This window comes from Vibrio thalassae (genome assembly GCF_900089835.1).
Lineage (GTDB): Bacteria > Pseudomonadota > Gammaproteobacteria > Enterobacterales > Vibrionaceae > Vibrio > Vibrio thalassae.
On the sequence record NZ_OANU01000009.1, the window covers coordinates 60,955 to 74,422 of the forward strand.

The window sequence follows — 13,468 nt, forward strand, 5'->3', positions numbered from 1 at the left end:
CGAAAGGGGGCTATGTTCTCTAGTCATAATCGGTTTCACAATGGCTTGGTGCTATTTAGACAGATCAATCACTTAAAGTCATTTCCGAAAATTGAGAGCCACTTCTTAGTGTGCGCGGTCTAACCTTATCAGTTCCGTCCCACTTACTGTTGAAAAACAAGGAAACAAACCTATACTAAAAACAGAAATTAAAGTTAGGGGTTACGTGATGCAAAAGATCATTTCCGCTTATATTATTTATTTTTGCTAGCTCATTTCTAGCGTCAACATTGATAGAGATAAAATCTGGCGGATTGTCTCATCGCGTCAAAACTAGAGGTAAATTTATTGAAGGGATTAGAATCGAAGATTTGTAATCAGGACACTAACATCAATCAAGTCGAGTAGGATGTTGGACAATTAAAGGGAGCTTAAATGCAATAACGACTAGTTCGGTTTGAATTATAGAGATAAGAGAAAAGTAAATAATAACACAGAAATACTTCCATCTGTTGGTTAGTGAAAATATTAAAAAATAGGGTAGGGATAAATGGAGTAATAACAAAGCATGGTTTTTCACTATTGATCCTATCACTATCATTTAACTTTTATTAAAAGCATGGATTAGATTTATTCTAGGTCCCTAAGGATGTCTTTTAGATATAATGATTTCTTCATACAGGAGGGGGGGTATGAAAATTATACTTTCTATAATTTGGTTGTTTGTGTTAGCTGCAGGCTGTGCTAACCAAGAGCATCAAAACTATATAGTGGAAGAGATGGCTAAAAACAGAGCTAACATTATTAAATCGCATACACCAAAGCCTGTACGATGGGGAACAATAACGGATGCCTACAATGACGATGATACGGTTGTTGTTATAATTGACTCATCAGAGAGTGATTATATTAATATTCTGAACGGAAGAGAGGAGATAATAGAAAGGATATGTTCAAATCAGGATGTTGTAAATATAATATCAAGAGGGGTTTCGTATAGGTTTATAGTAAATCATAGTAATAAAAGGTCCATTTTTTCCTTGAAAAAATGTTAACTTATAGCCCAAGGATGGATTTCTGATACCCTTATATCATAATATGTTACTTTGTTGATTAATTTAGATAGAATATATTTTTGTCCTATCGTACTTAACTCTTAAACCATTTACTGATTTCAGGTATACCTAGTGCTGTAAGCTTGTTCGGCATTTTTATCATAGTACAAGTCTCGATCACTTGAGTGTTGTAGCTTTTCAGGCTTAATTTCCAGCGTACAACAACTGTTTTACTCGATCTATGCAATTATACTTAGCAAGATAAACGAGAGGCAAATTACTTGGTTTGAGTAATGTTTGGATGGATGGTCTCGTTGCAGGGTTGATATGTTGATTAGAGTCTAAAGGTCTGTACCGCTGAGATTATATATCAACATAGGATATGGACTATCTGCGGTGGGTAAGTACCTACTAATACATTTCTTGAGTATACTTTTGCCTGATGCGTTATACAAGACAACATGTGAAGGGGTGGAAAAATTCAAAAAGTTGACCGTGAATAATTTGGCCGAATGAAATATTAATTCCGAAACTTCACGGGAATATGACCCTAAACCCTAGAGTATCTGCACGGTAATGAGGAGAGATACTCTGCATATAGTGAGGATCTAGTGTTTGTTCGGTAGGAATACGAAAGTTCCCACCCTTGTAGATCATTTCTATTGCTCCCTCAGGAGTGATAACAACACTTGATGTCCATTCAGAAACATTATCAAATAACCCACAAATAGAGGTACTAGCAGAAGAGCATGTCGCCGATACTTCCTGAATTCCAGACATTGTGTCAGGAGCGTGATAAACATGGTTGAGAGTTTGTATATATATGTTGGTCCATTCATCCTGACTAGGAAGTCGTCCGCCGGCCCATACAGCAAAAGCGTGCGCAGACCACCAATCCACTCCCCGAACGGGATAGCTAGGAGATAAGAGCTGAGTTTTCCAGTCTAATGGTGTATAAGAGTGATTTTTTGGTTGGTTGCCTGAGGAAAACAAGTTCAAATGTACTAACGGGTCGAGTAGAAATCGATGATATTGATCTACAGTTATCTCATAGACAGAGAATTGCAAACTAGTACTGTGGTTTTTAGGATCAGAAGCTGTCAACAAGGAGGAATTGAACTCACTTTTAAAGTAGCTAGCGGGTATGGCCAGTAGCGACTGTTTAGGTACTCCGACTAAGTAGTTACCATCAGGGATTTTAATGATGTCTTGATTCTGTACAACGTTGTCAAAAATGCAGCGAAATCCGATCTGCTTACTCTTGGTTTTTGGATTAGCAGTTCGGTAAAACAAATTCAGTGATGAAAAAATACTGTCTTTATCGAAGCCGTTTCCACCTTTAATCATTGCAGATTGATCACTTACAACCCACTCTGATACATTGCCTGATAGATCGTGGACGTTGATAGGTGTTGATGTGCTTATTACTTTGCCACAACTTTTTGTCGTATTCAAAATAGGGTCAATGTACGGGTTATCGTCGTTTGAAAAAGAATTGCCCCATGGATAAAGACGCCGTTCTATACCGGTAGCTGCAGCTTCCCATTCGTAGTGAGTAGGCAGCCGTCCGCCAATACTATCGCAATATCTTTGAGCTTGTAGGAAGTTAACTCCTGTCACTGGTGAACTAAGTTTCCCACTTATTTTGTGGCTAAACGTTGCCGAACGATTTTCTCTCCCTTGAGAGTTTTGTACAAACTGATTAAACTCTTTTTGTGTCACTTCACACTGATGTATATATTTGTTTTTTATATTTACTTCTACCTCTGGTTGTCTCAATGACTTCCTAATGTTAGGGTTATTTGATATATATGAACGATTCTCATCAATAATAACGTCCAAATAGTGCTTATTAAATCTGTTGTCTAGGTTTTTGACATTAAGAGTCGGAATGTCATTCAGACTAGACATGGTACTTATGGCTATAACCAACGAGAATATAACAAAAATAACTAAGATAAAAAATATATTATTTTTCATGATATACACTTTTTAATATTTTTGAGAAAAAAAGTAACAATACAACAAATAAAGCTATAAACAGTATGATCGCCACTTTAACTGATTTGCTAACTATAGGCGGTATGTTAGAAGCAACTGCTTCACCTTGAATGCTAGGCTTACTCTCTTCAGCAGGTAATATTAACTCTCTCGTGTTGTTATTATATTGTGAAAATATTAATCCGAGTGTTATTTGACGTGTTTTTGAGTCCAAAACGCCAATCAGTCTCCACCGATGATTCTCATTTTTAATATTATCAACATAGAGTAATACGGAATTTCTATCTAGATTAATCCTATTCCCCTTATGAGGTAGAGGATAAGTATTGAGATTGATTTCCAAAAAATAATCTGATGATTTATTTAGGGGGGGGGCGATAGCTGAGTTATATAACCTTATATCATTAGCTGGTCTATTTTCATACAGACCAATTGCTGCGTATCCTCCGGTTTTTTCGACCAAATCTACATTATACAATGAACTAGAATTATCTAAGTTAATAAGATACATAATATCGCTGGCCCAGTACTTGAAGTCATTTGTGCTTGTGATTTTTTTGACTGTCTTACTGACTTCTATTGGGTTGATTTTTTCTAAAGATTCAAATGTGCCGTTTGTTATTTCTATATTGACTTGTAGCATTATTGCGTAGCTCATGGCAAGAGTGTCTACAAAATTAATATTACTTGTCTCAGAATTTAACACTGATAAACCAACAATATTTATCGTCGATGTTTCATTGGTTGATGTATCGAGTGATTCATAACTTTCGTTATATGAATGATTGTCACCAATATTTAATGAGTCTTGAGATATGAATGATTCATCAATATACTGACTGCCGGTATTCTCTGACAATTCCTGCTCGAATATGATATTTTCACTTTCCTTCTCAGAACCCTCATCTGTAGTGTTTTTTCCTTTAGATAGAGGGTCTTCATTGGAAATGTCATTATTTAAGCTATTATCACCTGATTTGTTATCAATGATTTTTAATACATTCTTTCCATATTCACTCATTATATCTTCACCCATAAAGTGCCAATGTTTCGGCTTTAGTTTATGGTCTTCCAGAATCGATATGAATAAGTAATAGTTTGTTATGTCATAGATGTCGATTCTGAATAGCATCCTATTTTTTTTAGATAGGCTTGATAGATAACTGTCGAGACTAGAATCTTGAGTAAGCAATGATTTTTTTGACCAGAATTTTTTTGATTGAACCTCATAAACACCATTATTTAAAAGTTCGAATATTGGAATCCTATCTTTGATTATCTTCTTATCTAACAAACTGTTGTTATAGTCATGTAAGATAGAGGGAGGGCTACTTTTAAGTGAATTCATAACTAAAGAAGACGCAATTTCTCGACTTAGTATGACCGTGATCTCTTTGGCTTGCTCAACTTTAATCGATTCTTTTTGCTTTTCACCGATTATCGTAGTTATTATTAGTATTAATAATATGATCACGCCATTTGCTAGAATATCGGATAGTGTCATGCTGAAAGTGTTGAATACTTTAGTTTTTCTTATCATCATTCTGTTCTATATAATAGGGCATGTCCCCTAAATTTATTGCTTTCATTGTGTTTTTATCTACTATCATCCAACCGATAGAAACTCTTTTTCCTTTGTATGTTTCTTGTATGCAGTCTCTAGCTTTTCTCATGGTGCCAACACTATTGTCTAGAACTGCAAATATTATTTGCGAGTTTTTCTGAGAGTAAGTCTTCCTTGTGTATTCTATAAATTTACTTTTAGCACTACAAATGTTGTCGTGTTTCTCAAATTCTCCAGTCTCGATGATAAACACGCTATCAGGATAAGTGACAATAACAAATCCATTTCCATGTTCTCCCCATTTTATTTTGAATTCTCCTTCATTTGATAATCTATCTAATCTTTCTTCAAGTCTAGCAGTGGCAAGAATATTAATAATTAAGAATAAGACCATCAGGATTGCGAATACACCACCGAATACCTCTATGCTTGCAATGCTTTCATTGTTTTCTATATTCTCTCTATTACTTTTCATGTCTATCTTTCTCCAGGTGAACTTGAAGTTCAGAGATATATCGTCTGTCAGAGTTCGAAGATACTAGAGTAAAGAAAGTAGAGATAATACCAAGCGATAGTGCGATAAGTGTTGTATCAAACGCGATGCCAAGAGGAGCAATGGCTTCACTTATACCTTTGTTCATATTGCTCATGCTATCATCGTTAGAAATCACTTTTTGAATGTTCTCAGAAGATAGAGATATACCTAGTACTGTGCCAATAAACCCTAGAATAGGAATCGACCAGTTGATAAATAATGGTAATTGAAATCTTCTATGATGCAATTCTTCAATGACTGCCATTTTTGTATGAATTGACATATTACTCGTTGAAAAAAAACTGTTGATATTTTTGCTTTTGTTCAGTTTTGCAAGATTTATTTTTGAATTTAAAAAAGTAGAAGATGTATCAACAATACACCAAAAAAATAAAAATAGAGTCATCGGAGGGATTACACCTCTATCTAAGAATTTTTCGCTAATGTTTAAAGCATAACTATCTTGGTAAATAAATATAATAACTAAGCTGAATAGTGTAATTGGCATTGCAACAAGAAAACTATAAACACTATGATTGGTGCTCTCATCAGCGTAGGCATAACCTTTATTATTATTGCTACAGTAAAATATTATAGAGTAGGATATAATGCTGAATGACATAGTTATCACAGTTTCTCTTAAACTGGAAAAGGAGCCAGAAAAAACCAAGTTATATATTGTTATTGACGCGTAAGAAAACGAAGATATGCTAATTAGCATCTGAGAATAAATAATTGTTATTAAAGGGACGTGTTTTATTCGAAGCAGTAATGCTAAATTAATTATTAATATTATACATATGAAAGAAATAGCAATGTAGTTTGTGTTGATGTATATGGAAACAACAAGTGCTGATAACAATGTAACTATATTAAGTAATCCTATTATTTTCATGTCACTAACGTCCACTTTATTCAAATCAGTACCCACTCTTACAACTATAGTATAAACTCACAGAAGTGGTAGACTTCTATTTATCCCCTTGGTACTAAAGTTTCGCGGTCTGTTCGTGTATCCTTGGTACATTGAAAATGCTCCGGCTTAACACTACTTTGCAAGTCAAGAGATTCCTCTCGCTAACCTAGTGAACGATGAAAATGAAGAGAGCTAGGGTGAAATACTTCGTCGTTAATCGTTGTCTTTTAGCTTTTCTGTGAGCTCTTGTATGCTCATTGGTTTAAACAAATAAAAACCTTGAATGATATCGACACCAATTGATTTTAAATATTCCAATTGTATTTTATTTTCAACGCCTTCTGCGACAGTATGTATACCAAGGTTGTCAGCAAGGTCTACTATTGTTTTGACCAATGCTTTTCCTTTCGGCCCGTTTTCTATTCCCTTTACGAATGTCTGGTCTATCTTTAGCTCCGAGATTGGCGTATCCTTGATCATGCTTAAGGATGAAAATCCCGTTCCGAAATCATCTAAAGAGAGCTGCACTCCGGCTTCATTTAACTTTCTTATTTGGTCGGTAGCATTTGAACCAGCTATTATAGCGCTTTCAGTGATCTCTAGCTTTATTCTGTCTAAATCGAAATTACTGTTACCCGAAACTTTCTTGATTAATCCTAGTACGTTACCTTTATTCAATTGAATAGGAGATATATTAATTGAAATGATTACTTTTCTCTCTGATAAAGAATCAATGTGTTTTATATCTTCGATAACTTTGAGTATAATCCATTTTCCTATGTCTAATATTAATTCAGATTCCTCTGCTATAGGAATAAACCTTTCAGGAGGTATCTTTCCATATTTATTACTATTCCACCTTAGTAGCGCCTCTAATCCAATTATTTTATTTGAACTGATACTCACTTGTGGTTGATAGTATACATCTAACTCATTGTTAGGTATGGCTTCTCTCAACATTTCTCGGACTAAAAACATTTCATTTATTTTTACGTTAGTATCTATGTTATAAAATCGATAAGTGTTTTTCCCATCTTTTTTAGCATCGTACATTGCAATATCTGCTTTTTTCATTAAATCCTTGTAATCTATAATATTATTACTAGTCGTAGCTATGCCGACACTTAGGTTAATTACGACCTTGTGATTATCAATTAATGAAGGGTTTCTGAATTCATGAATTATGTCTGAAGCTAGATTGCTTGGTTTAAAACTCGTGTTTTGTGTTCTCACAAAAATGGCAAATTCATCTCCTCCAAATCGACATAGCACATGCTCGCCATTTTCGAAGATATATTTATTTTCCATCATAACTGAATGCAGTTTTTTTGCCGTCTCTTGTAATACCCTATCACCAAATTCATGACCTAACGTATCATTAAATATTTTAAACTCATCAAGATCAATAAATAGTAAGAAACCAGAGGTAACTTCACAATCTTTTGAGAATATGTCCTTGAGGTATTTCTCAAAAAAGACACGGTTTCTCAATTTAGTCAAACTATCGAAATATGCAATATCTTTTATCTTCCGCTTTTGTCTTGATAGTTTATTATTAAAGTTTACCATCAAGAGTAAAAGTTCTCTGAGCTCTCTATTCATGTTTTTTGGTATTGAAATGCTTCTAATGTTTATCCGTGAACTTTTTAATTGAGTGATAACGTTCTCTATTGGTAATACTATAAATTTATCAATATGATTTATTAGAATGAAATTTGAGATCGCTATTATCAATAAACAAAGAGCAAGGCCGACATATAAGGTACTGCCGAATATATCTAGCAAAATTCCAGGTTTCCATCCAACAATATAGTCAAGAGTTAAGAATGATGATTCTTTATATAAAGAATCATTAGCATTTTTATTTTTTAACGCTACTTTATCACGTGGTATGTCATGGCGTAAGGCGCTTCCATTATGATGTATCAGGACGTCATTGTTATACAAAGCATGCCAACCTCCTTTGCCCATATGGGACGCGTCCATATATTCTATAATAAAATCTAGCGGATGAATAAGAGCAATATGGCTATACCCATTTTCAGGTTTTTCTATTGTCTTTATCAACTCAATCCAAAGCTTACCTTTAAGCTCTATAATTTCCAAATGTTCATCAAATTTTTTTTCTAATATTTTTTTGTGAATATTATTATAAAGTTCCTCATCCTTGGCTTGATTGTTTGTTATTGGTTTTCTTTCGATTGAATATATCGGGCTATTACCGTCTTCTATGATGTAATATAGTATTTGTTTTTTTTGTCCAAAAATGTATGAATTTAAATCCAGTTGGCTTTTTTCATAATTAAGGTCAGATTCAATTATTCTACTTATTGTTGAGAATGTTGATAGTATATACTCGACTTTATCTTCTATTATCCACTCAAATCTTTTGTTTTCTTCTGAGAGTAAGAATTCTATCTGAGTTTCAATGTGGGATTTATATGTATAGTAGGAAGAGAAGATTATTAATATGAATTGTATGATTATAGACACTGTTGACGTTACGATAAGTCTTTTTTCTAATTTCATTGTCTAACCTTCACTTTGCGCCCAACAACAATTAACCGAAGAGTTTTTATTCTGTAATGTTAGTCGTGATTGATATATTGTTCGCTCTATAAACTCAGTGTAGTTGTAATCCTCCTCACCTACCAGTCACAGAAATTAACCAATTTATTTGTCGTGTTATCTCATGCGTAGAAACCGGTTGGGATAAACTCTTTCAGGCGAACACTGTCAGAAATCGAAACGTTCTTTCAACAGTGCGCTTAGCATGGAAGTTTTGTGGCATTCTCGCTATCCAATAATAGTGGAGAGCTTGCTCTCAGCTGCGATCCCGCTTGTTCAAAGGCTATTCAAGCGTGCTTGTGTTTTGGGGAAATTATAAGGGGATCCTTCAGAGTTGAGCATTGTGATCTATACTCATCTATTGAAGCTAGTGATGTTTTTGGGGGTGCATAATGAAAGGAAAAATGAAAGATGAAGACAAACTATTTAAGCAAGCTATCAGCTATGGATTAAAACTTGCCGATATGCAAGGTTATCAAATCACCGACAAAAGAGCCTCTCAAAAGAGCGTTTCCAGAGCAGTATACTTGTTTTTAGTGAAAGTTCAGCTGCTTACCCCGCTTCCAGTAGATAAGACAGATGGGCCAAGTATCAAACGCAGACTTGCCGTCTGGATGAAGAGGGTTCTTAAGGAGTCATAATCAAGAACCCATCTCCCTAAGACACAGGACGTGAAGTATTGCTATTGAGTTTAGTTTATGGCGAGCGCCCTCTTAGCGCCGCGACAGCGGTTCTGAGAGAAAGGTGGCGAATAGAGCTAAGGGATTGAATGACTTAGCTGTCAGATTCCATTTGCTGCAATAGAATCACCGCTTGGGTACGATTCTTCACACCAAGCTTTCTGAATATCGCCGTCATATGTGCTTTGATTGTGGCTTCAGAGACATTTAAATCATAAGCAATTTGCTTGTTCAGTAAGCCATCAGACAACATGCCGAGTACTTTGTATTGTTGTGGAGTCAGTGTCGCCAGCTTTTCCGCAAGATCGTTATTCTCAGCACTATCAATCAATAACTCGGCAGGGAAGTAAGGTTCTCCATTCAATACCTGATTCAAAGCATTAATCAGTTCTCGCATGTCACTGGATTTAGGAATAAAGCCAAATGCGCGATGCGTTTTGGCTTGAGACACGATACTTGGCTCTTCACTGGCAGAGATAACGACGACCGGAATATCGGGATAGTCGGCACGTAGGTGAATGAGCCCGGACATGCCATTAGCGCCTGGCATTTTAAGGTCAAGCAAGATTAAGTCAGGTTCGTCATTCTTAGCCAGTAATCCAAGTAGCGAATCTAAGGAGTCCGCTTCTAGTAGATTGGCACCACTTATCGCCATGTGCACTGATTGGAACAGTGCATTTCTAAACAGAGGATGGTCATCGGCGATAATGATGGTGTAGCTGGGTTCCATAACATCTCAACTTTTTACGAAAGTGTTAATTTATATTATTAATTCAGACGGCTTTTTGAACAAATGAATCAAGGCAAAACTCTGATGAGAATCGAATTTTTATTATCAATCATGGGGTCAAAGTATCAATTAGCTGATTTTTACGAAGATGTTGCAAAAAGTCCTCCGCAGCAACAAAGCCGGTCAGGCGAGCGACAGGAATCGCATTTCCATTGGCATCCCAAAATTCAATGGTGGGAAGTCCCAGGACATCCATTGCTTTGAGCAACTCAATATCTTGTGGCTGGTTTTTGGTGACATCAGCTTGAAGTAACACAAATTGAGACAGCACGGGCTCGACCGAAGCATCGTGGAAGGTATATTTCTCAAACTCCTTGCAAGCCACGCACCAATCAGCATAGAAATCGAGCATGACTGGCTTTCTTGCTTGCTTAGCTTTAGCGAGCTCTGCGTTGAGTTCTGCTACATTACTGATTTGGATAAAACGAATGGATACTTCGCTGCCAATATTCTTGCTAGGGGTTCCAAACCAGTGATCGAGTATAGGTTGTGCGGAAGCAAATAAGCCTAAGATAGCAAGTATCCCGACGCAGCTTTGCTTCCAGCCGCCAAAGGGTAGAGCATTTTTTTGATGATACAGCCAACCAAAGGCCGCAATACCCAACAATGACCAAAGCACGCTGCTCCAAAACTCAGGTAGTAACCTTTCTAGTAGAAAGATTGGCGCGGCGAGTAGGACAAAGCCAAACAGTACTTTGACGCGTTCCATCCAACTACCCGCTTTGGGTAGTAGCTTATTGCCAAAGACTGCCGCAGCGATAAGTGGGATGCCCATTCCTAGTGCTAGAGCATACAGTGCGATACCGCCAGTGAGTAAGTCTCCGCTTTGGGCAACGTACAATAACGCGCCTGATAATGGAGCGGTGGTACAAGGAGAGCACACTAATCCGGAGATTGCTCCCATTGCAAAAACACCAAGTAGGTTACCACCTTGCTGTTTATTGCTGAGATTATTGAGCCACGTTTGCAGCCCGCTTGGCAATTGCAGAGTATACAAACCAAACATGGATAATGATAAAGCGACAAACAAGACACTCAGACCGATCAATACATAGGGGTGCTGCATTGCGGCTTGAAATTGCATTCCAGCTGACGCCACCACCAACCCTAAAAGGGTATAGGTCAGTGCCATGCCTTGCACGTAAACCATCGATAGTAAAAGTGCTTGCTTGTGACTGCGTCTACCACCACCTAAGACGATGCTGGTTAGAATGGGATACATAGGAAGAACACAAGGTGTGAAGGCGAGCCCTATGCCCAAAAGTAAAAATAGTGCTGGAGTCCACCAACTTTTCCCGAGCTGATCTGTTAGCTCATTGTCTCGAGTTTGTGTGGCGGCTGGTGGCGCTGTTTTCTCGGTATTTGTGTTAACCGCATTGATTTTATCGAGCGAGGCATCGTCAAAGCTGAAGGGTTTAATGTCGATGATGCGTGTTTCAGGAGGATAACAAAACCCTGCTTTGGCGCAGCCTTGATACTGGACGATAAGTTTAGCGTTTGCTTGATATTGGCTTAACGGGATGTCGATAAGTAATGGCTCAGTATAGATATTCACATCACCAAAGAACTCATCGTGATAAGGTTGGCCGTCTCGCATGTTGATGTGACCAACCAACACATTCTCACCGCTGATTGAGATACGATCTTGGTATAAGTAGTAGTCATCCTTTACCTGCCAATCAATGAAGATCTTATTACCCTGTTGGTAAAAATTCATTGGGAAGGCCTCGTCAACAGGTACAAACGTATTGGAAGCACTTGGTGTGAAAGCTGGCGCATTATTGGTATTACCAAACAACGCCCAACTCGGTGTAGAGAAGGCGATAGTAAAAAGCAGGACGAAATGAGACAAAATTCGGAACATATAAGCCAAGTAAACTCGATCGTGAATATGTTGAGGGTATCTTAACTTAAGACAGGAAGATAGGTGGTTTTGTTGCACGAAGGGTAAAAAAAGAGCGGCGTATTTACGCCGCTCTTTTTAGATTTCATGAGTGGGGCTTAACCAATCAAGATACCGCCGAAGGCGAAACCTAGTGCCACCGCTGTTGCGATAGTCACCACTCCAGGAACAAAGAATGGATGGTTAAAGACTAAGTTACCGATTCGTGTTGAACCTGTATCATCCATTTCTACTGCGGCTAGAAGCGTTGGGTAAGTCGGTAGTACGAATAGCGCACTCACTGCAGCAAATGAGGCAACGGCTGTCAGTGGAGCAACACCGATCGCTAGAGCTGCTGGCATCAGTGCAACCGTTGTTGCGCCTTGTGAGTAAAGCAGCATAGAAGCAAAGAAAAGAACCAGAGCTAGCATCCATGGATAATCAGCAAGTAGCGCACCTGCGAATTCTTTGATGCCGTCAACGTGTGCGTTAACGAACGTTGAACCTAACCATGCGACACCCAATACGCAGACACAGGCCGTCATACCTGAACGGAAAGTCGCGGCGGAAGGAATTTTAGACGCATCGATCTTTGTGGTCAGTGTGATGATGGTCGCTGCTGCTAGCATCACTGTCATAATCGCTTCGTTACGTCCAAGTGCCGGATTCTCAATTAGGCCAACAGAGCTAGAAATAGCCGCGGCATAACAAACGACGAAGGCAATAGCACCTAGGAAAATGTACGTTGCCTTTTTCGCTGTTGGCAGAATTTCACGTTTTTGAGCTGTGTTGAGTTTAATTAGACCCTGAGCAAGGCGCTCTTGATAAACGGGGTCGTCTTTGAGCTCGCTGCCCATGAAGTTGGCAACAAATGCCCCTACCATACAAGCGATAAAGGTAGTTGGTATACAAACCGCAAGTAGAGTTAGGTAATCAACACCCATCGGCGCTAGCATAGCAGCAAACGCGACAACCGCTGCTGAGATTGGAGACGCTGTGATAGCAATTTGCGATGCGACAACCGCGATAGACAGTGGACGAGATGGACGAACGCCTTGTCCTTTGGCAACTTCAGCAATGACGGGCAATGTGGAAAATGCAGTATGGCCAGTACCAGCCATGAGTGTCATCAAGAAAGTGACAATTGGAGCGTAAAAGGTAATCCTTTCTGGATGTTTACGGAGAAAGTCTTCGGCAACTTGCACTAGCCAATCCAGACCACCAGCGACTTGCATTGCAGCGATAGCAGTAATGACCGACATAATGATTAAGATAACATCTACCGGGATGTAAGCTTGATGTGTCGGAACCCCTAAGACCAAAGATAGGGAAATAACACCCGCACCACCCGCTAAACCAATTCCAATCCCGCCTATACGTGCGCCTAAATAGATAAACAGCAGTACGACGGCCAGTTCTATAGCAACCATAGCAATTCCTCGCATTATACCTTTGGGTTATTCGTGTAAACAACTGGAGGTATTTATTTGTGTCGTGT

General features: G+C 38.1%; 10 protein-coding genes and 1 pseudogene. 3 read left to right on the forward strand and 8 right to left on the reverse strand.

Features of this window, described 5'->3' with window-relative positions; translation table 11 throughout:
• Window positions 1-671 precede the first annotated feature (671 nt).
• Entirely contained in the window at window positions 672-1,034 is a 363-nt protein-coding gene (gene gspS2, locus VTH8203_RS05275) for a type II secretion system pilot lipoprotein GspS-beta (RefSeq protein ID WP_158296057.1), read from the forward strand.
• Between the two features lie 534 nt (window positions 1,035-1,568).
• On the opposite strand, the gene VTH8203_RS05280 is transcribed toward gspS2, so the two are convergent.
• The 5 genes from VTH8203_RS05280 to VTH8203_RS05300 all read right to left on the reverse strand — a co-directional run bounded on the left by VTH8203_RS05280 (window position 1,569) and on the right by VTH8203_RS05300 (window position 8,579).
• Window positions 1,569-3,014, reverse strand: coding sequence for a formylglycine-generating enzyme family protein (locus VTH8203_RS05280; RefSeq protein ID WP_096992724.1), 1,446 nt, complete (start codon window positions 3,012-3,014; stop codon window positions 1,569-1,571).
• Entirely contained in the window at window positions 3,004-4,578 is a 1,575-nt protein-coding gene (locus tag VTH8203_RS05285; RefSeq protein ID WP_158296058.1) for a hypothetical protein, read from the reverse strand. The genes VTH8203_RS05280 and VTH8203_RS05285 overlap by 11 nt, the downstream gene beginning before the upstream one ends.
• Window positions 4,559-5,074 carry a hypothetical protein gene (locus VTH8203_RS05290; protein WP_096992726.1) on the reverse strand — a complete coding sequence of 172 codons (516 nt, stop codon included), beginning with the start codon at window positions 5,072-5,074 and terminating at the stop codon, window positions 4,559-4,561. Before VTH8203_RS05290 ends, VTH8203_RS05285 begins: the two co-directional genes overlap by 20 nt.
• Entirely contained in the window at window positions 5,064-5,756 is a 693-nt protein-coding gene (locus VTH8203_RS05295; RefSeq protein ID WP_158296059.1) for a MotA/TolQ/ExbB proton channel family protein, read from the reverse strand. The genes VTH8203_RS05290 and VTH8203_RS05295 overlap by 11 nt, the downstream gene beginning before the upstream one ends.
• Before the next feature lie 507 nt (window positions 5,757-6,263).
• Window positions 6,264-8,579 carry a putative bifunctional diguanylate cyclase/phosphodiesterase gene (locus tag VTH8203_RS05300; protein ID WP_096992728.1) on the reverse strand — a complete coding sequence of 772 codons (2,316 nt, stop codon included), beginning with the start codon at window positions 8,577-8,579 and terminating at the stop codon, window positions 6,264-6,266.
• A 176-nt stretch (window positions 8,580-8,755) separates the two neighbouring features.
• On the opposite strand from VTH8203_RS05300, the pseudogene VTH8203_RS24960 reads away from it, so the two are divergent.
• Window positions 8,756-8,937, forward strand: a pseudogene (locus VTH8203_RS24960) (IS4 family transposase); the annotation flags it as partial.
• A gap of 73 nt (window positions 8,938-9,010) precedes the next feature.
• Window positions 9,011-9,259, forward strand: coding sequence for a DUF5062 family protein (locus VTH8203_RS05310; RefSeq protein WP_096992729.1), 249 nt, complete (start codon window positions 9,011-9,013; stop codon window positions 9,257-9,259).
• 133 nt (window positions 9,260-9,392) lie between these two features.
• On the opposite strand, the gene VTH8203_RS05315 is transcribed toward VTH8203_RS05310, so the two are convergent.
• The 3 genes from VTH8203_RS05315 to VTH8203_RS05325 form a co-directional block, all read right to left on the reverse strand.
• Window positions 9,393-10,028 carry a response regulator transcription factor gene (locus VTH8203_RS05315; RefSeq protein ID WP_096992730.1) on the reverse strand — a complete coding sequence of 212 codons (636 nt, stop codon included), beginning with the start codon at window positions 10,026-10,028 and terminating at the stop codon, window positions 9,393-9,395.
• Window positions 10,029-10,137: 109 nt separating this feature from the next.
• Window positions 10,138-11,952, reverse strand: a complete 1,815-nt coding sequence (locus VTH8203_RS05320) for a protein-disulfide reductase DsbD (RefSeq protein WP_096992731.1) — start codon at window positions 11,950-11,952, stop codon at window positions 10,138-10,140.
• Between the two features lie 137 nt (window positions 11,953-12,089).
• Window positions 12,090-13,400 carry an anaerobic C4-dicarboxylate transporter gene (locus tag VTH8203_RS05325; protein ID WP_096992732.1) on the reverse strand — a complete coding sequence of 437 codons (1,311 nt, stop codon included), beginning with the start codon at window positions 13,398-13,400 and terminating at the stop codon, window positions 12,090-12,092.
• Between the last annotated feature and the right edge of the window lie 68 nt (window positions 13,401-13,468).

Bases quoted from the DNA above. Each gene is read 5' to 3' on its own strand.
- VTH8203_RS05290 (WP_096992726.1), bottom strand. From the start codon at position 5,074: ATGAAAAGTAATAGAGAGAATATAGAAAACAATGAAAGCATTGCAAGC.
- VTH8203_RS05300 (WP_096992728.1), bottom strand. From the start codon at position 8,579: ATGAAATTAGAAAAAAGACTTATCGTAACGTCAACAGTGTCTATAATC.
- gspS2 (WP_158296057.1), top strand. From the start codon at position 672: ATGAAAATTATACTTTCTATAATTTGGTTGTTTGTGTTAGCTGCAGGC.
- VTH8203_RS05310 (WP_096992729.1), top strand. From the start codon at position 9,011: ATGAAAGGAAAAATGAAAGATGAAGACAAACTATTTAAGCAAGCTATC.
- VTH8203_RS05280 (WP_096992724.1), bottom strand. From the start codon at position 3,014: ATGAAAAATAATATATTTTTTATCTTAGTTATTTTTGTTATATTCTCG.
- VTH8203_RS05285 (WP_158296058.1), bottom strand. From the start codon at position 4,578: ATGATGATAAGAAAAACTAAAGTATTCAACACTTTCAGCATGACACTA.
- VTH8203_RS05295 (WP_158296059.1), bottom strand. From the start codon at position 5,756: ATGTCATTCAGCATTATATCCTACTCTATAATATTTTACTGTAGCAAT.
- VTH8203_RS05320 (WP_096992731.1), bottom strand. From the start codon at position 11,952: ATGTTCCGAATTTTGTCTCATTTCGTCCTGCTTTTTACTATCGCCTTC.
- VTH8203_RS05315 (WP_096992730.1), bottom strand. From the start codon at position 10,028: ATGGAACCCAGCTACACCATCATTATCGCCGATGACCATCCTCTGTTT.
- VTH8203_RS05325 (WP_096992732.1), bottom strand. From the start codon at position 13,400: ATGGTTGCTATAGAACTGGCCGTCGTACTGCTGTTTATCTATTTAGGC.